Raw genomic sequence first — 16,021 nt, 5'->3', positions numbered from 1 at the left:
CCCGACGGGAATGGTCGGAAACGGCCTAGAGTTCCCGCATGTCCGACGACACCGCGCACACGCCCGATCTCCGCATCCGCTGGCGGGAGGCCCTGGTGGCCGCCCGGGGCGGCGCGGCCGGCCCCGATCCGCTTCCGTACGCCGAGAACCTGCTGGAGCGGTGGGCCGAGCCGCAGCGGAAGTACCACACCACCGCCCATCTGACGGCGGTCCTGGACGGGATCGGCGTTCTCGCCGCGCACGCCGGTGAGCCGGAGCTCGTCCGGCTGGCCGCCTGGTTCCACGACGCGGTCTACCGGCCCGACCGCTCCGAGAACGAGGAGCGCAGCGCCGCCCTCGCCGAGCGGGCGCTGCCCGAGGCGGGGGTTTCGGCCGGGGCGACCGCCGAGGTGGCGCGGCTGGTCCGGCTCACCGTGACGCACGACCCGGCGGAGGGCGACCGCAACGGCGAGGTGCTGTGCGACGCCGATCTGGCGATCCTCGCGTCGGGCCCCCAGGCGTACGCGCACTACACCGCCCAGGTCCGCGAGGAGTACGGCTTCGTGCCGGACGACCTCTTCCGGGAGGGCCGCGCCGGGGTGCTGCGGCAACTGCTGGGGCTGCCGAGGCTGTTCCGTACGCCGTACGGGGCCGAGCACTGGGAGGCGCGGGCGCGGCGGAACCTGACGACGGAACTGGAGCTGCTGGAGGCCACGCTGCCGTGACGGTCCTGCCGACGACGACCGCGGCCCCGTACGGACGTTCCGTACGGGGCCGCGGTCACGAGCGGGTGGGGACGTCAGCGGGTCACTCGGCGGCTGCTGCCGGGGCCGCGACCGCCGTGCCGGTCCCGGCCGTCGCTTCCGCCGCCTCGGTCTTCTTCGCGTCGGTGCCGGTGAAGCCGCGCAGCGGCACCTGGCGGACGAACAGGGCGATGACGATGCCGGCGGCCGCGGCGCCCGCGCCCCAGGCGAAGGCGGTGTCGACGCCGTCACTGACCGCCTGGGCGAAGGCGTGCTGGACGGCTTCGGGCAGGGCGCGCAGCGCCTGGGGGGTCATGCCGGAGACCGAGGAACCGGCGTCGGCGGCACCCGCCGCCGAGCCGGCGGCCGAGGTGAAGGAGTCGGTCAGCGTGCTGGCGTACAGGGTGCCGAGCAGGGAGACACCGAGCGAACCACCCATGTTGCGGAGGAAGGTGGCCGCGCCGGTGGCGGCGCCGATGTCGCGCAGCGGGGCGCTGTTCTGGGCGATGAGCATGGTGGTCTGCATCAGGCAGCCCATGCCGAGGCCGAGCACCACCATGAAGAGCCCGGTGGTGAAGCGGGTGGTGTCGGGTCCCATGGTGGCGAAGAGGGCGAGGCCGACCGCCATCAGGGCGGTACCCGCGATGGGCAGGATGCGGTAGCGCCCGGTCTTGCTGATGTAGGTACCGCCGGCGAGGGAAAGCACCATCGCGGCGAGCATCATCGGCATGAGCAGCAGGCCGCTGTTGGTGGCGGAGGAGCCCTGGACGTACTGCTGGAACTGCGGCAGCAGGGTGATCCCGCCGAACATGGCGAAGCCGACGATGAAGCTGAGCGCACCGGCGAGGGAGAAGTTGCGGTCGGCGAAGACCGACAGCGGCATGATCGGTTCCGCGGCGCGTCGCTCGACGAGGACGAACGCGGCGAAGACGACCACGGTGACGGCGGCGAGGCCGAGGATCATGGCCGAGTCCCAGTCGTACTCGCTGCCGCCCCAGCTCGTGATCAGGACCAGGGTGGTGATCCAGACGCTGAGCAGCGCGGCACCGGTCCAGTCGATACGGACACGGGCGGCGGTCCTGCGCGGAAGCTTGGCGAGGACGAACCAGCAGACGAACAGGGCGACGACGCCGAGCGGCAGGTTGACGTAGAAGGCCCAGCGCCAGTTGAGGTTGTCGGTGATGAAGCCACCGGCGAGCGGGCCGCCGATCATGGCGACGGGCATGACCGCCATCATCACGCCCTGGTACTTGCTGCGGTCGCGGGGCGGCACGATCTCGGCCAGCACCGCCATCACACCGACCATGAGCCCACCGGCGCCGAGGCCCTGGAGGGCGCGGAAGCCGATCAGCTCGCCCATGTTCTGGGAGAGGCCGCAGAGCGCGGAGCCGATCAGGAAGATCGCGATGGAGGTGATGAAGGTGATGCGCCGCCCGAGCAGGTCGCCGAGCTTGCCCCAGATCGGGGTGGCGACGGTGGAAGCGAGAATGTAGCCGGTGGTCACCCACGCGAGGTGCTTGAGGCCGCCGAGGTCCCCGACGATCGTGGGCAGCGCGGGCGCCACGATCATGTTGTCGAGCATCGCGAGAAGCATCGCGATGACCAGGCCGCTCATCGTGACCATGATCTCGCGATGGGTGAAGCGTGGCGGTTCCGGGGTCGCCCCGGCTGCGGCCGGGGCGGGGGAGGTCTGCGTCACGGCGCAATGCCTTTCGGTCAGGAAGGGGGTCGCTCGACGGACCCGAACTCTGGCGGCAGAAGCCCTGTCCGGGGACGACAGCGGTGTCATCGGCTCGGCGGCAGGGCCAACTGATCCCGGAATCCACTTACCGGGCGGTCAGTAGATTACTTGCCGTACGGTAAGTTGGCAAAGGGGGGCGGGGGTACCACGATCGACGCAGGGCGCTCCCGTGCGGAGACGAGACGCTCGGGGCGAAAGGAACGCACAGCCATGACAGCCGCAGGACGCCGACGGGGCATCGACACGCGGACCGAGATCCGCGAGGTGGCCCTGGAACTCTTCACCGAGCAGGGGTACGACGCGACCTCGCTGCGGGAGATCGCCGAGCGGCTGGGCATCACGAAAGCGGCCCTCTACTACCACTTCAAGAGCAAGGAGGACATCGTCCTCTCGCTCTTCACCACCTACCTGGAGGCGGTCGACGCCCTGGTGGAGTGGGCCAAGGAGCAGCCGCCCGGCCCGGATCTCGCCACCCGGATCGTGGACCGGATGGTCGATGTCTTCATCGCCGAGGGCATGCCCGCCATCCGGTTCGCCACCGCCAACCACCGCGTGATCCACGAGCTGCGCCCCGACAAGGGCGGCGCCCTGGAGAAGTTCGCCGAGCTGAGCGAGGTCATGGGCGGCCCCGACGCCACGGTGGAGGAGAAGCTGCGTCTGCGGTCCGCCCTGCTCAGCGTGAACCTCGCCCTGCTCGCCTCACGGGGGCTGGAGGTCTCGGACGCCGAGATCGCCCGGGTGGCCCGTGACATCGCCCACCGGCTCGTCCCGTCGCCGGGCGCGGCGGACGAGGCGGACGAGGCGGACGAGGCGGAAGCCCCCGGCGCCGCGTAGACGGGCAAGCCCCGGGCGCCGCGTGGCCGGGGAAGCCCGGGACGCGGTGGCCCTCCCGCCCGACCGCCCCCGGCCGGAAACTCACCCGCCCCGGCTGCGCCGGGCAGGTGAACCCTGGGACGCCGGTGGGTGGTGGGGGCGTGATGGGGCGTGGTGGGGGGGGTGGTGGGCTCCGCCTGGCGGCCCGCGCCGGGGCGCACCGGACCACCCTCCCCGGGATCGCCGTCGTTCTTCCTCAGGAACTCTCCGCGTCCGCGGCGGGCCCCCCGGCCCGGAGCGCGCCCAGGAACGCGCCGAATCCGTGCGGGGCGCGGGGTGTGAGCCGGCCCGAGGTCTCGACGGCGCAGGCGTTCGTCCGCAGCACCCGGGCGCCCCGGTCACCGAGCGCGCGGGCCAACGCGCGGTCCTCGCCGTGCGGGACCCGGGGGAAGCCCCCCGCGTCCAGATAGACGTCCGCCGCCACGCCGAAGTTGGCGCCGTGCACGTGCGGGTGTTCCCACTCGGGGCCGGTACCCGCCGGCCGTTGCGCGAAGTAGTACGTGCGGTGCAGGTCCCGTACGACCGCCTCCTCCAGGGAGCGGGCCGGGGCGAGGCGGACCGTGCCCAGCACGCAGTCCCAGCCGTCGCGGGCGCAGGTCAGCTGGTGGGCGATCCAGTCGGCGGGGACCCGGCTGTCGGCGTCGGTCGTCGCGATCCAGGTGTGCGCGGCGGGGGTGGCCGCCCTTCGCAGCCCGTGCGCGACGGCGTCCGCCCGGGCCGCTCCGGCCGACCGGTGGGCGGTCGTCACCACGTCCGCGCCCGCCCGCCGGGCCACCGCCGCGGTCGGGTCGGCACAGGCGTCGGCGGCGACCACCAGGGTCAGCGGGGGCATGTCCGGCAGCCGGCCGCGCGCGTACCGTTCGGCCGCGCGGACGGCACTCAGCGCGGCGGGCAGGGTGTCGGCCTCGTCGTGCGCCGGCACGGCGACGACGAGCCCGTCGACACGCCGCCTCACACCAGCCCCTCGGCGCGGGCCGGGGAGGGCGGCGTCGAGCCGTCCGCCAGGGGGCGGTGGTGGATGCTCAGGACGAAGTCGGGGTCGTGGAACTCCGGCCCTGCCACCAGTCCCGGTACCTCCCGCAGCAGCGGCGCGAGTTGTGTTCCGGTCAGCCGGTGCTCGGGGACGGGGTGGTCCCAGTGCACGGTCACCAGGGTACCGCCGGGCTCCAGACTGCCGGCCGCACGCGCCAGGATCTCGGCCAGCGCGGGCGCGTCGAAGTAGTAGAGCAGTTCCGAGAGCACGATCAGGTCGAAGGTGCCCTCCGGCCACTCCTGGGGGACGGTGAGGGCACGCACCTCCACCTGGGGCAGGTCGCGGTTGCGCGCGGCGGCCTCGGCGACGGCGGCGGGGACCCGGTCGGTGGCCAGGACCGTGTCGCACCGCTCGGCGAGCAGCCGGGTCAGGACGCCCACCGAGCAGCCCGGTTCGAAGGCCCTGCGGTAGCGGCGGCGGGGCAGGGCGGCGAGGGTCAGCGCGTACTTGCGCCGTTCGTACCAGCGGCCGGCGAGGTCCCAGGGGTCCGCCGTACCGGAGTACATCCGGGCGAAGTACGAGGCCGGGGTGGAGGCGCCCGCCTCCTGGACCGGCCCGGATCGGTCGGGACTCACAGCAGGATCACCTCGAAGGCGCGGTGGTGGTGGAGCAGTTCGGCCGGCGGCAGGATGACGGTGGGGTCGTCGGGGTCGTCCGCGAGGGGGGCGATCTGGGTACGGAACCGGCTGACGGCCGCCGCCTTGCGGGTCTGTTCGGCGGCGGTCAGCGAGAGCCGCCGGACCGCGTCCCAGGGCACCCGGGGGTCACCGGGCTCGGCCCAGTGCCAGGTCCACACCGGGTAGAACCAGAGCGCGGTACCGGTGACCCGGGCCGCCGTGCGCGCGGCCCGGCCCGCCGCCTCGTGGTCGGCGTGCAGGTCGCCGGTCCACGGTGCCAGGCAGAGCTGGGCTCCGGAGGTCCGCAGCACGTCCGCGAGACGCGCGGCCACCTCGTTCTCGTACGCGTCCACCCGGGTGTCCGGCACTCCGAGGCGGGTACGTCGGTGGCGGTCGACGCCCAGGTCGTCGAGTGCGGCGGCGAGTTCGGCGGCGCGGAGCCGGGCGAGGGCGTCCGGCGGCACGCGGCGGCTGCCCGGGTGGGAGGCCTCCCCGTCGGTGACGGTGACGACGTGGACCTCGGTGCCCGCGGCGGTGAGCCGGGCCAGGGTGCCGCCGACGCCCAGCACCTCGTCGTCGGGGTGGGCGGCGACCACGACCACGGGCCCGTCGATCCGGGGGGCGTCCGCCACCGCCCGCCAGCCGTCCCAGCGCGCCCACTCGGCCTCGGGGGTGCCTTCCGCCCGGAGTGCGGCGGCGGCCCGCTCGCGCCCGGTCGGCCCCGCCACCGGGCGGGGCGGCGTTCCGGGCGCGGGCGGCACCGCGGGACCCGGCGGTGTCGCGGGGACGGGCCCCGGGCCGGTCCCGGTGGTGCTCATCGGGGGGTGTCCTCGGGCGGGGCCACCAGGGAGGTGCCCAGGGCCGCGAGGTCGCGGTCCCCGTGGTGCTGGCGGAGGTAGACGGTGAGGTCGGCGACGCGGCGGGCGTGCCGGGCGTCGTGGCAGAGCGGCCCGGCCCCGAGCGCGCGGCCGACGTGCTCCAGCACCAGGGTGCCGACCCGCTCCACGGCCGCCCGGGCGCGCATGGCCCGCAGCGCGGCGTCGCCGCCGCGGTCCGCGGGGTCGGCGTCGATCTCGGCGGCGGCGATCCGCAGCACGCACTCCGCTCCGTGCAGGGCGACGTCCACCGCGCCCAGGTGGGCGGCGGCGATCTGGTCGGGGGCGCGGCGGACCGCGGAGGCGAACAGGGTGTCGGCCACCCCGCGTGCGCCGCCCAGCCAGCAGGCGGCCACTCCGATGCCCCCGTGGGCGAACCCCGGACGGCCGACATAGGCGTCGACGCCGCCCAGCGGCATCGCGGGCACCCCGGTGAACCGCACGTCCGGGGTGTCGCTGCCCGCCATGCCGACCGCCTGCCAGGTGCCGGGCACCGGGGCGTACCCGGGTACGGCGGTGGCCACGGCGAACAGCCGGCGCCCCTCCTCGGTGTCGGCGGTGACCAGCGCGTGTGTACAGCTGTGCGCTCCGGAGCAGTACGGCTTCACTCCGTCCAGCTGCCAGAGGCCGTCCGCCCCGGGCCGGGCCGTCAGCCGGGCACCGGGGGGCTGAGCCGCCCAGACGCCCCAGCGCTCACCGGGGGCTGGGGCCGGGGCACCCAGCTCGGCGAGGATGGCCACCGCGTCGGCGTGGCCCTCGGCGAGCCGGGCCAGCGCCAGGTCCTCGCGGCCCAGCCCGTGCAACGCCTGGAATCTCTCCCAGGTGCGGCCGGACCCGGGCAGCGGCACGTCCGCCGCGCTGTCGCGGACCCAGGCCGCGAACCGGTCGGCCGCAGCGCGGCGCAACGCGACCCCGTCCGGGGTCACGGGCATCTCGGACACGGGTTCCTGATCCGTGGTGACGGTCGTGCGCACACGTACTCCTTCGGTCGTGGACCTGCACGTCTCCCTCCCATGCCAGCACCTGCGCGGGGACCGCGCCCGGCGAGCATGCGCGTGGCCCGGCCGGATCGGCCGGGCCACGCGTCGCGGCGCACCTGAGGGGAAGGGGGTGCGGCGCGGAGGGCACTCACTGCGGGACACCGGGGCACCCGGCGCCCCCGGTCGGGACGCTCAGTGCTTGAAGGTGTCCTTCGTCTTCTCCTTGGCCTGGCGGGCGTCGCCCTTGACCTGGTCGGCCCGGCCCTCGGCGGTGAGGCGTTCATTGCCCACGGTCCGGCCGGCGGCCTCCTTGGCCTTGCCCTTGGTCTGCTCCACCTTGGCCTGGGCCTTCTCATCTGCAGCCATGATCACTCCCACCTTCGCTGTGCTCGACTTCCAGGAACACTGGTCCGTGTGACCGCCATGCGCCGTCCCAAACCCCGGCTCAAGACGCATCCCGTGTCTCATGAGCACATCGCGGCACACTCCCAGCGTCCGGCGTGAACGCCGCGACAACAAACGGGGATCATTCACCGCGACCGGGAATGTGCGGGCTTCCGGGCCCGTTGGCCACAGTCATGCCTGAAACCGACACCGGTCGACTCCGTATGCCCTTGGCCGTATACATCCTGGGCCTCTCGGTCTTCGCCCTCGGGACCAGCGAGTTCATGCTCTCCGGTCTGCTCCCTCCGATCGCCGACGACATGGACGTATCGATTCCGCAGGCCGGCATGCTCATATCCGCCTTCGCGATCGGCATGGTCGTGGGCGCCCCGCTGCTCGCCGTGGCCACCCTCCGGCTGCCGCGCCGGACCACGCTCATCGCGCTGATCTCCGTCTTCGGGGTCAGCCAGGTCGCGGGGGCGCTCGCGCCGACGTACGAGATCCTCTTCGTCTCCCGGGTGGTCGCCGCGCTCGCCTGCGCCGGGTTCTGGGCGGTGGGCGCGGCCGTCGCCATCGCGATGGTGCCGCGGAACGCCCGGGCCCGGGCGATGGCGGTGATGATCGGCGGACTGTCGATCGCCAACGTGCTGGGCGTGCCGCTCGGCGCGTTCCTCGGCGAGAGCCTGGGCTGGCGGTCGGCGTTCTGGGCGGTGGGCGCGGCGTCGGCCGTGGCACTCGTCGGCGTCGTCCTGAAGATCCCCCGCATCCCGGTGCCGGAGCAGCGCCCGCAGCTGCGGCAGGAGCTCTCCATCTACCGCGACCGCCAGGTGTGGCTCGCGATCGTGGTCACCGCGCTGGCGGCGGGCGGGGTGTTCTGCGCGTTCAGCTACCTCGCCCCGCTGCTGACCGATGTCGCCGGGCTGGATTCGGGGTGGGTGCCGTGGGTGCTGGCGCTCTTCGGGGCCGGTGCGCTGGCCGGTACGACGATCGGTGGCCGCGTCGCGGACGCACACCTCTTCGGCGTGCTGCTCAGCGGCATCGCGGCCTCCACGGTCTTCCTGGTGGCGCTCGCGCTCTTCGCGTCCAGCCCGGTCGCCGTGGTGCTCCTCGCCTTCCTGCTGGGCTTCTCGGCGTTCTACACGGCCCCCGCGCTCAACGCCCGGATGTTCAACGTGGCCGGTGCGGCGCCGACGCTCGCCGGAGCGACGACGACCTCCGCGTTCAACCTCGGCAACACCGCGGGACCGTGGCTCGGCGGTGCGGTGATCGACGCCGACCTCGGCTACTCCTCCCCCGCGTGGGCGGGCGCCGCGATGCTGGTCGTCGGCCTGGCGGCAGTGGGCTTCGCCCTGCGGGTCCAGCGGGGCGAAGCCTCCCGGTCCCGGCTGGTCACGGGGGCAGTACCCGTCGAAGCGGGAGGCGCGGCGGACGCGGCGGTCGTACGCCCCCGGGTCCCGCTCGCGGACGAGCGGGCGGAGGCTCCCAGCGCCTGACGTCGACGGCGCCACCGGCGAGTAGCCGGCCGGGGCGTGTCAGCCCGCGGCCGTACGACCCGGCGCGGGGCGGTGCTTCGGGCGGCGCAGGCCGGCCTCGGTGAGGCGGCGGACCAGCTCCTTGGAGCCGATCTCCCGCGCCCCGGCGCGTACCGCGTCCGGGTAGCTCGACTGCGGGACGTCGTAGTGGTCGCGCTCGAACGCGCGCGGCGGGCAGCCGATCGCGGCGGCGAAGGCGTGCAGTTCGTCGAAGGACTCGTCGCTGACCAGGTGCGACCAGAGGCGGCCGTGGCCCGGCCAGGTCGGGGGGTCTATGTAGACGGTCACCGCCGCAGCACTCCGGCGAGCGCCCCGACCGGTGCCACCGACACGGTCGCGCGGGTGCAGACCCAGTGCGGGTCGGCGCCGAGCTCGGGTTCGACGTCGAGCGCGTGCGGGCCGCCCTCGTCGCAGACCGGGCAGAGCGGCCACCGCCCGTACCGTTCGAGCAGGGCGTCCTGCACGTCCTGGGCGACGAGTCCGACGAGGAATTCGAGGCCGTCCGGCCACTGCTCCACCCACCACCGCCGCTGGGTCACCGCGTCCTCCACGAGGGACACGATGTCGGCGTCCGCGACGTCGCCGGCCGCCAGGTCGGCCACGACGAGGGCTCGGGCGGTGTGCAGTGCCTGCTCCAGGGGGTTCAGCTCCATGGCTCCATTGTCACCCCGCGCGCCCGGCCACTCCCCCGCCGCCCGCACCTGCGGCCGCGACTCCGCGCGCGGGCCGGAGGGCGGCGGGGAGGGCAGTCGTGACAGCCGTCGGATCACGGCCGGCCCGCAGCCGGATCACGGCCGGGGACACCGGGGCCGTCACTCGTCCGTGTGTGGTGCGTGCCGATCCGTTTCTCCTCCCGGCGACCGGGAGAGGATCGCCGCATCGCCGACACGATCATGTGTCCGGCGCCCACAGGAAAGGCATGGCATGGCTCAGGGGACTGTGAAGTGGTTCAACTCGGAGAAGGGGTTCGGGTTCATCGCGCCGGACGACGGCACTCCGGACGTCTTCGTGCACTTCTCCGCGATCGACTCCACCGGTTACCGGTCGCTGGAGGAGAACCAGCGGGTGGAGTTCTCGACCTCGCAGGGCCCCAAGGGCCCGCAGGCCGAGCAGGTCCGCCCCCTCTGACGCGCGAGCCGTCCACGACCGGCCCGCACGCCCGCCCGGGCGTGCGGGCCGCTTCGTATGCCCGCCGTCCCGCCCTCTCATGCCCTCCGTGCGCGGGTTCGCGCAGCCCCGAAGTTCCCCCGGAAAACCCAGGTTTGGTCCCGGCGAACCGGTAAAGACGAAACCTCACAAGGGCTTTACACACCGGGGCTTCCCACGGCGGGGGCTCGCATGACGAGGTAGGAGACGCATCATGGGCATCATCGCTTGGATTCTCATCGGGTTGCTCGCCGGCCTCATCGCCAAGGCGCTCATGCCGGGCAAGGACCCGGGCGGCATCATCATCACGATGCTCATCGGTATCGCGGGCGGCCTCCTCGGCGGCTGGCTCGGCAAGGTCCTCTTCGGCGTCGACTCGATCGACGGCTTCTTCGACCTTTCCACCTGGATCGCCGCGATCGCCGGTTCGGTGATCCTGCTGGCCCTCTACCGACTGGTCACCGGCAACCGTCACTCGCACCGCCACGCCTGATCCGGCGGCCTCCGGGCCACGGATCGCGTACATACCGACGACCGCTCCCCCTCCGCCCGGAGGGGGAGCCGTCGTCGTGTTCCGGCCACTTCGCGGGGGCGCGTCCACAGGTCGCGCCAAGCGGGATCAATGGGGGGTTGACGGGCGAGTGTGATGAAAATACCTTTCAGGAGTGACCAGTGAACTGAAGGAAAGTTTCAGCGGCGACGCCCCACCCGCCCCGGCGGCCCTCGCCGCCAAGGTCCGTACGCTCGCCCCTTCCATGACCCGTTCCATGCAGCGCGTCGCCGAGGCGGTCGCCGGGGATCCCGCCGGGTGCGCCGCGCTCACCGTCACGGGTCTCGCCGAGCGGACGGGTACGAGCGAGGCCACCGTGGTCCGCACCGCGCGGCTCCTCGGCTACCCGGGCTACCGCGACCTGCGCCTCGCCCTCGCCGGGCTCGCCGCCCACCAGCAGTCGGGACGGGCCCCCGCGGTCACCGCGGACATAGCCGTGGACGACCCGATCGCCGACGTCGTCGCCAAGCTCGCCCAGGACGAGCAGCAGACCCTCGCCGACACCGCCGCCGGACTCGACACCGGGCAGCTCTCCGCCGTCGTGACCGCCGCTGCCACCGCCCGCCGGATCGACATCTACGGCGCGGGCGCCTCCTCCCTCGTCGGCCAGGACCTGGCGCAGAAGCTGCTCCGGATCGGCCTCATCGCCCACGCCCACACCGACCCGCACCTCGCGGTCACCAACGCGGTGCAGCTGCGCCCCGGGGATCTCGCCATCGCCATCACCCACTCCGGTTCGACCAGCGACGTCATCGAGCCGCTGCGGGCCGCCTTCGACCGGGGCGCCACCACCGTCGCCATCACCGGCCGCCCCGGTGGCGCCGTCACCCAGTACGCCGACCACGTGCTGACCACCGCCACCTCCCGCGAGAGCGAGCTGCGCCCGGCCGCCATGTCCAGCCGGACGAGCCAGCTCCTCGTCGTGGACTGCCTCTTCATAGGCATCGCCCAACGCACCTACGAGACGGCGGCGCCCGCACTCTCCGCGTCGTACGAGGCCCTCGCGCACCGCCACACGCACCGCCGCCACTGACCGGCCGCGCGCCCGGTACGCGAACCCCGCACGGAACCGCGCGAGCACCCGCACCCGTTCACCCGCACCCCGTCCGCCGTACACCTGCGAAGGCACGCACCCCGCACTCCGCACGAGCACCACGAGAAAGCAGAGCCACGCCTCATGTCCTCCTCCGCGACCGGCCGCGACGGCCTCCTCGCCCAGCTCGCCACCCTCACCACCGAGCAGTTCCGCCCCGAGCTGGCCGAGATCGACCGGCTGCCCACCCTGGAGATCGCGCGGGTCATGAACGGCGAGGACCGGACCGTGCCCGACGCCGTCGCCGGACAGCTGGAGCGGATCGCCGCCGCGATCGACGCGATCGCGGAGCGCATGGCGCGCGGCGGCCGGCTGATCTACATGGGCGCGGGCACCGCCGGGCGCCTCGGGGTACTGGATGCCAGCGAGTGCCCGCCCACCTTCAACACCGACCCGTCCCGGGTCGTCGGGCTGATCGCGGGCGGCCCGTCCGCGATGGTGACGGCGGTCGAGGGCGCGGAGGACAGCCGGGAGCTGGCCGCCGCCGACCTGGACGGGCTCGGCCTCACCGCCGACGACACCGTCGTCGGGATCTCGGCCTCGGGCCGCACCCCGTACGCGATCGGCGCGGTCGAACACGCCCGGTCCCGGGGCGCGCTCACCGTGGGGCTCTCCTGCAACGAGGGCTCGGCGCTCGCCGCCGCCGCCGAACACGGCGTGGAGGTCGTCACCGGCCCCGAGCTGCTGACCGGCTCGACCCGGCTGAAGGCGGGCACGGCACAGAAGCTGGTCCTCAACATGATCTCGACCATCACGATGATCCGGCTGGGCAAGACCTACGGAAACCTGATGGTCGACGTGCGGGCGTCCAACGAGAAGCTGCACGCCCGTTCGCGCCGGATCGTCGCCCTGGCGACCGGCGCCTCCGACCAGGAGATCGAGGCCGCCCTCGCCGCCACCGGCGGTGAGGTGAAGCCCGCGATCCTCACCATCCTCGGCGAGGTCGACGGCCCCACCGCCGTCCGGCTGCTGACCGCCTCGGACGGCCATCTGCGCGCCGCGCTCGCGGCCGTCCCCTCCCCCTGACCCCCGGTCCGGCCCCCTGCCCCACCCGGGGGCCGGGCCCCGGGGCGCGACCCCCCACCCCCCGCACAGCAAGGCACCACGCACCATGGCAACAGATGACAAGCACCGCGCCACCGCCGCCGCGATTCTTCCGCTCGTCGGTGGCGCCTCCAACGTCCGTACCGTCGCCCACTGCATGACCCGGCTCCGGCTGGGCCTGCTCGACCCGTCCCTCGTGGACGACGAGGCGCTGAAGGCGCTGCCCGCCGTGCTGGGCGTGGTCGAGGACGACACGTACCAGATCGTCCTCGGCCCGGGCAGCGTCGCCCGGGTCACCCCGGAGTTCGAAGCCCTGGTCGAGGCGGCCCGTGCCACGGCCCCGGCGCCCACCCCGGCGCCCCCCGCCACCGCCACGACCGCCACGACCGCCACGACCGCCACGACCGCCGATGAACTCGCCGCCCAGGGCGCCGAGTTGCGGGCGGCGCGCAAGGCGAGAAACGCCACCCCGTTCAAACTCTTCCTGCGCAGGATCGCGAACATCTTCGTCCCGCTGATCCCGGCCCTCATCGGCTGCGGCATCATCGCGGGGCTCAACGGCCTGCTGGTCAACCTGGGTTGGCTCCCCGGCGTGACGCCCGCGCTGGCGGCGATCGCGTCCGGGTTCATGGCGCTGATCGCGGTGTTCGTCGGCTACAACACGGCGAAGGAGTTCGGCGGTACACCGATCCTCGGCGGCGCGGTCGCCGCGATCATCGTGTTTCCCGGGGTCGCCGACATCGAGGCGTTCGGGCAGAAACTCTCGCCCGGCCAGGGCGGTGTGCTCGGCGCACTCGGCGCCGCGGTGCTCGGGGTGTACGTGGAGAAGTGGTGCCGCCGCTGGGTGCCCGAGGCGCTGGACGTCCTGGTCACGCCGACCCTCACGGTGCTGATCTCGGGGCTGGTCACGATCTTCGGCCTGATGTACGTGGCCGGCGAGGTCTCCTCCGCCATCGGTACGGCCGCCGACTGGCTGCTCTCGCACGGCGGGGCGGGCGCGGGACTCCTGCTCGGCGGGTTCTTCCTGCCGCTGGTGATGCTCGGCCTGCACCAGGCGCTGATCCCGATCCACACCACCCTGATCGAGCAGCAGGGGTACACCGTGCTGCTGCCGATCCTCGCCATGGCGGGTGCCGGGCAGGTCGGTGCGGCGGTCGCCGTGTACGTACGCCTCCCCCGCAACGAGTCGATCCGCCGCACCATCAGGTCGGCCCTCCCCGCCGGTCTGCTGGGCGTCGGCGAGCCGCTGATCTACGGCGTCTCGCTGCCATTGGGCCGCCCGTTCGTGACGGCGTGCGTCGGCGGCGCGTTCGGCGGCGCCTTCGTCGGCCTCTTCAACCAGCTCGGCAGCTCGGTCGGCTCGACCGCGATCGGCCCGTCCGGCTGGGCCCTCTTCCCGCTCCTCGACGGGAACCACGGCCTCGGCGGCACACTCGCGATCTACGCCGGCGGGCTGCTCGTCGGGTACGTCGCCGGCTTCGCCGCCACGTACCTCTTCGGCTTCAGCAAGGAGCTGCTGGCCGAGTTCAACGTGGAGCAGGCGGTGGCGGGCGCCGGTGCGACCACGGTGGTGGCCGCATCGGGGGGCGGTGCGGGCGATTCCGGTACGGGACCGAAGGACCCCGGACCGACCGACCCCGGACCGACCGACCCCGGGCCGACCGACCCCGGCCAGCGTCCGGCACCGGCGAAGGTCTGAGACCCGCACCACCTGTACGCGCCACGGGCCGCCCCTCTGCGCGAAGGGCGGCCCGTGCACGTCTTCCGCCCCTCACTCCATCGTGAAGCCTGCGGCCTCGGTGTCCAGCACCGTGGTGCCGTCCTTCGCGGTGGCCAGCACGGCCACGTGCCAGGCTCCGCGCGGCGAGTCCTTCGCGTCCTCGGCGGTGACGGTCACCTCGTAGGTGCACCGGACGGTGTCCGCGTCCGTGCCGGAGGGCTCGCAGACCGCCGGCTCCGCGGAGGCCATCTCCTTCTCGGTCAGCCCCTGCTCGGCGAAGGTCGAGTCCCCCGGCCAGGCCAGCACCTTCACGCTCCTGACGCCCTCGGACGCCGTGACGTCCGTGGTGAAGGTCAGCGAACCGCCGCGGTCGCCGCTCGGCGCCTCGTAACGCGCGGTGCTGTGCGCCAGGGCCAGGGGCCGCGCCTCGTCGGCGTACGCGAGGGCGAACGCCCCGGCGCCCCCGAGGGCGACGACACCGGCGGCCACGGACAGGGCGATACGTCGGGACATGGGAGATCTCCATCATCGTCTCAGCGGGACCGGCGCCTCGACCGCGCGCCGTTGCACCGATCCTCGCCCCCGGCGGGCCGCCGGCCCTGAGCCCACGCACTCACTCCGGGCTGAGTAGCACCTCGGCGGTACGAGGGTCGTACGAGCTTCATATCTGGCCGGGGAGTTCTCCGGTTCGCCGTGCGGGTGTGTGAAGGCGGTGTTCGCGGGCACGCGAACCGGTGAGCGCATCCCACCGGCTGTACGGATCGCGGAACGCATCGAGGTACGCATCGCCGGGCGGGAGCGCGACCGAAGGACCGCCGAGGAAGGAGCGACCCATGAGCACCGACCCGTGGGGTTACCACCCTGCCAGCGGCCACCTCTCCGGAATCGACCTGACCGGATTCGCGGTCGAAGCAGTCGACGGGCACGTCGGCAAGGTCGACAGCCACTCCGACGAGGTGGGCTCCGCCCACCTTCTGGTGGACACCGGCGTATGGATCTTCGGGCGGGAGATCCTGCTGCCCGCAGGCGCGGTCTCCCGGATCGACACGGAGGAACGTGAGGTCCACGTGGACCTCACCAAGGAACAGATCAAGGACTCCCCGGAGTTCGAACGGCAGACGCACGCGGGCGACCCGGCCTACTACACGGACCTGGCCGTCTACTACGGGATGCACCGGCTGATCTGACGCTTCGCGTCCGTGACGTCGTCTGCCGTACGCACCACTGAACACCTGGAACAGAGCACGTCGCACAGAGCGGGGCGGGCCCGAAGAGGGTTCGCCCCGCGACGCGTGCCCGGACACCGGTTCCTACCCGGCCGCCGGGTCCCTCAACGGGGCAACTGCCGCTGCCGGTTGATCTCCGTCACCCGGGCGCGGAGCACCACGCCGGGGGGCGCCGGCTGCACCGCGTCGAGCGGGCAGTCCCACTCCGGACCGCCGCCCGGCGGACGCAACCGGACATCCGGGCCCACCCGGCCCACCACCCGCCCGACCTCGCCCGTCCGGGCGTCGACCGCGAACGATCCCCGCTCCGGCACACACGGCTCAAGCCTTTCGACCGACATGTTCCACACCCTCCTTCACCTGCCCGTTCTCCCCGTCGATCTCCCTCTTCATGCGTTCGGCCGCAGGCGGGAGCCGGTGGAACGGCGTCGGCGACTCCGGAAAGGCCATGTCGAAGGTTCCGGGGCGCGGACGCTCGCCCCTCG

At 73.5% G+C, this 16,021-nt stretch carries 19 protein-coding genes; 9 read left to right on the top strand and 10 right to left on the bottom strand.

The features are described from left to right. Positions 1-38 precede the first annotated feature (38 nt). Complete coding sequence (locus ACFZAX_RS06260) at positions 39-704, top strand: hypothetical protein (RefSeq protein WP_390959607.1); 666 nt, start codon at positions 39-41, stop codon at positions 702-704. Positions 705-786: 82 nt separating this feature from the next. Here the strand turns inward: ACFZAX_RS06260 and ACFZAX_RS06255 are convergent, their stop codons facing one another. Further along, positions 787-2,421 carry a DHA2 family efflux MFS transporter permease subunit gene (locus ACFZAX_RS06255; RefSeq protein ID WP_390959606.1) on the bottom strand — a complete coding sequence of 545 codons (1,635 nt, stop codon included), beginning with the start codon at positions 2,419-2,421 and terminating at the stop codon, positions 787-789. Between the two features lie 252 nt (positions 2,422-2,673). Here ACFZAX_RS06255 and ACFZAX_RS06250 point away from each other — a divergent pair, with 252 nt between their 5' ends. After that, positions 2,674-3,297: a TetR family transcriptional regulator gene (locus tag ACFZAX_RS06250; protein WP_390959604.1), complete on the top strand. Its 624-nt coding sequence runs from the start codon at positions 2,674-2,676 to the stop codon at positions 3,295-3,297. Positions 3,298-3,532: 235 nt separating this feature from the next. On the opposite strand, the gene ACFZAX_RS06245 is transcribed toward ACFZAX_RS06250, so the two are convergent. The 5 genes from ACFZAX_RS06245 to ACFZAX_RS06225 form a co-directional block, all read right to left on the bottom strand. Then, positions 3,533-4,291: a glycosyltransferase gene (locus ACFZAX_RS06245; RefSeq protein ID WP_390959603.1), complete on the bottom strand. Its 759-nt coding sequence runs from the start codon at positions 4,289-4,291 to the stop codon at positions 3,533-3,535. Next, a complete protein-coding gene (locus ACFZAX_RS06240; RefSeq protein WP_390960068.1) occupies positions 4,288-4,875 on the bottom strand; it encodes a methyltransferase domain-containing protein in 588 nt (195 codons plus the stop codon). The genes ACFZAX_RS06245 and ACFZAX_RS06240 overlap by 4 nt, the downstream gene beginning before the upstream one ends. A 65-nt stretch (positions 4,876-4,940) precedes the next feature. Continuing rightward, on the bottom strand, positions 4,941-5,804 hold the full coding sequence (locus ACFZAX_RS06235) for a PIG-L family deacetylase (RefSeq protein WP_390959601.1): 864 nt from the start codon (positions 5,802-5,804) through the stop codon (positions 4,941-4,943). Then, entirely contained in the window at positions 5,801-6,793 is a 993-nt protein-coding gene (locus ACFZAX_RS06230) for an acyl-CoA dehydrogenase (protein WP_390960067.1), read from the bottom strand. Before ACFZAX_RS06230 ends, ACFZAX_RS06235 begins: the two co-directional genes overlap by 4 nt. Positions 6,794-7,033: 240 nt before the next feature. Then, complete coding sequence (locus ACFZAX_RS06225) at positions 7,034-7,207, bottom strand: CsbD family protein (RefSeq protein ID WP_390959599.1); 174 nt, start codon at positions 7,205-7,207, stop codon at positions 7,034-7,036. A gap of 242 nt (positions 7,208-7,449) precedes the next feature. On the opposite strand from ACFZAX_RS06225, the gene ACFZAX_RS06220 reads away from it, so the two are divergent. Beyond that, a complete protein-coding gene (locus ACFZAX_RS06220; protein ID WP_390959597.1) occupies positions 7,450-8,718 on the top strand; it encodes a Cmx/CmrA family chloramphenicol efflux MFS transporter in 1,269 nt (422 codons plus the stop codon). A 39-nt stretch (positions 8,719-8,757) separates the two neighbouring features. Here ACFZAX_RS06220 and ACFZAX_RS06215 read toward each other — a convergent pair whose 3' ends face one another. Together ACFZAX_RS06215 and ACFZAX_RS06210 are read right to left on the bottom strand one after the other, a co-directional pair. Continuing rightward, positions 8,758-9,045: a DUF4031 domain-containing protein gene (locus ACFZAX_RS06215; RefSeq protein WP_390959595.1), complete on the bottom strand. Its 288-nt coding sequence runs from the start codon at positions 9,043-9,045 to the stop codon at positions 8,758-8,760. Further along, positions 9,042-9,410, bottom strand: a complete 369-nt coding sequence (locus tag ACFZAX_RS06210; RefSeq protein WP_327176439.1) for a hypothetical protein — start codon at positions 9,408-9,410, stop codon at positions 9,042-9,044. The genes ACFZAX_RS06215 and ACFZAX_RS06210 overlap by 4 nt, the downstream gene beginning before the upstream one ends. Positions 9,411-9,681: 271 nt before the next feature. On the opposite strand from ACFZAX_RS06210, the gene ACFZAX_RS06205 reads away from it, so the two are divergent. From ACFZAX_RS06205 to ACFZAX_RS06185, 5 genes are all read left to right on the top strand, one after another. Then, positions 9,682-9,885 (top strand): cold shock domain-containing protein, encoded by a 204-nt coding sequence (locus ACFZAX_RS06205; protein ID WP_390959593.1) that lies wholly within the window; start codon positions 9,682-9,684, stop codon positions 9,883-9,885. A gap of 232 nt (positions 9,886-10,117) precedes the next feature. Next, positions 10,118-10,396, top strand: a complete 279-nt coding sequence (locus ACFZAX_RS06200; protein WP_390959591.1) for a GlsB/YeaQ/YmgE family stress response membrane protein — start codon at positions 10,118-10,120, stop codon at positions 10,394-10,396. A gap of 172 nt (positions 10,397-10,568) precedes the next feature. Continuing rightward, positions 10,569-11,486: an SIS domain-containing protein gene (locus ACFZAX_RS06195; RefSeq protein ID WP_390959589.1), complete on the top strand. Its 918-nt coding sequence runs from the start codon at positions 10,569-10,571 to the stop codon at positions 11,484-11,486. 144 nt (positions 11,487-11,630) lie between these two features. After that, positions 11,631-12,572: an N-acetylmuramic acid 6-phosphate etherase gene (murQ, locus tag ACFZAX_RS06190; protein ID WP_390959587.1), complete on the top strand. Its 942-nt coding sequence runs from the start codon at positions 11,631-11,633 to the stop codon at positions 12,570-12,572. Between the two features lie 85 nt (positions 12,573-12,657). Then, positions 12,658-14,289, top strand: coding sequence for a PTS transporter subunit EIIC (locus ACFZAX_RS06185; protein ID WP_390959585.1), 1,632 nt, complete (start codon positions 12,658-12,660; stop codon positions 14,287-14,289). Between the two features lie 72 nt (positions 14,290-14,361). On the opposite strand, the gene ACFZAX_RS06180 is transcribed toward ACFZAX_RS06185, so the two are convergent. Then, positions 14,362-14,823 (bottom strand): DUF5707 domain-containing protein, encoded by a 462-nt coding sequence (locus ACFZAX_RS06180; protein WP_390959583.1) that lies wholly within the window; start codon positions 14,821-14,823, stop codon positions 14,362-14,364. Between the two features lie 320 nt (positions 14,824-15,143). On the opposite strand from ACFZAX_RS06180, the gene ACFZAX_RS06175 reads away from it, so the two are divergent. Next, positions 15,144-15,497: a PRC-barrel domain containing protein gene (locus tag ACFZAX_RS06175; RefSeq protein ID WP_390959581.1), complete on the top strand. Its 354-nt coding sequence runs from the start codon at positions 15,144-15,146 to the stop codon at positions 15,495-15,497. A gap of 143 nt (positions 15,498-15,640) precedes the next feature. On the opposite strand, the gene ACFZAX_RS06170 is transcribed toward ACFZAX_RS06175, so the two are convergent. Beyond that, complete coding sequence (locus ACFZAX_RS06170; RefSeq protein ID WP_390959579.1) at positions 15,641-15,877, bottom strand: hypothetical protein; 237 nt, start codon at positions 15,875-15,877, stop codon at positions 15,641-15,643. Positions 15,878-16,021 lie beyond the last annotated feature (144 nt).

Source organism: Streptomyces sp. NPDC008125 (assembly GCF_042957125.1).
Taxonomy (GTDB): domain Bacteria; phylum Actinomycetota; class Actinomycetes; order Streptomycetales; family Streptomycetaceae; genus Streptomyces.
Note: the sequence above shows the minus strand (reverse complement) of the source record. Positions and strands in the feature narration are given on the sequence as shown.

Excerpts from the sequence above, each read along its gene's own strand:
- ACFZAX_RS06225 (WP_390959599.1), bottom strand. The coding sequence starts at position 7,207 with ATGGCTGCAGATGAGAAGGCCCAGGCCAAGGTGGAGCAGACCAAGGGC.
- ACFZAX_RS06205 (WP_390959593.1), top strand. The coding sequence starts at position 9,682 with ATGGCTCAGGGGACTGTGAAGTGGTTCAACTCGGAGAAGGGGTTCGGG.
- ACFZAX_RS06235 (WP_390959601.1), bottom strand. The coding sequence starts at position 5,804 with ATGAGCACCACCGGGACCGGCCCGGGGCCCGTCCCCGCGACACCGCCG.
- ACFZAX_RS06220 (WP_390959597.1), top strand. The coding sequence starts at position 7,450 with ATGCCCTTGGCCGTATACATCCTGGGCCTCTCGGTCTTCGCCCTCGGG.
- ACFZAX_RS06170 (WP_390959579.1), bottom strand. The coding sequence starts at position 15,877 with ATGTCGGTCGAAAGGCTTGAGCCGTGTGTGCCGGAGCGGGGATCGTTC.
- ACFZAX_RS06230 (WP_390960067.1), bottom strand. The coding sequence starts at position 6,793 with ATGCCCGTGACCCCGGACGGGGTCGCGTTGCGCCGCGCTGCGGCCGAC.
- ACFZAX_RS06185 (WP_390959585.1), top strand. The coding sequence starts at position 12,658 with ATGGCAACAGATGACAAGCACCGCGCCACCGCCGCCGCGATTCTTCCG.
- ACFZAX_RS06175 (WP_390959581.1), top strand. The coding sequence starts at position 15,144 with ATGAGCACCGACCCGTGGGGTTACCACCCTGCCAGCGGCCACCTCTCC.
- ACFZAX_RS06250 (WP_390959604.1), top strand. The coding sequence starts at position 2,674 with ATGACAGCCGCAGGACGCCGACGGGGCATCGACACGCGGACCGAGATC.
- ACFZAX_RS06200 (WP_390959591.1), top strand. The coding sequence starts at position 10,118 with ATGGGCATCATCGCTTGGATTCTCATCGGGTTGCTCGCCGGCCTCATC.
- ACFZAX_RS06210 (WP_327176439.1), bottom strand. The coding sequence starts at position 9,410 with ATGGAGCTGAACCCCCTGGAGCAGGCACTGCACACCGCCCGAGCCCTC.
- murQ (WP_390959587.1), top strand. The coding sequence starts at position 11,631 with ATGTCCTCCTCCGCGACCGGCCGCGACGGCCTCCTCGCCCAGCTCGCC.
- ACFZAX_RS06180 (WP_390959583.1), bottom strand. The coding sequence starts at position 14,823 with ATGTCCCGACGTATCGCCCTGTCCGTGGCCGCCGGTGTCGTCGCCCTC.
- ACFZAX_RS06260 (WP_390959607.1), top strand. The coding sequence starts at position 39 with ATGTCCGACGACACCGCGCACACGCCCGATCTCCGCATCCGCTGGCGG.
- ACFZAX_RS06240 (WP_390960068.1), bottom strand. The coding sequence starts at position 4,875 with ATGTACTCCGGTACGGCGGACCCCTGGGACCTCGCCGGCCGCTGGTAC.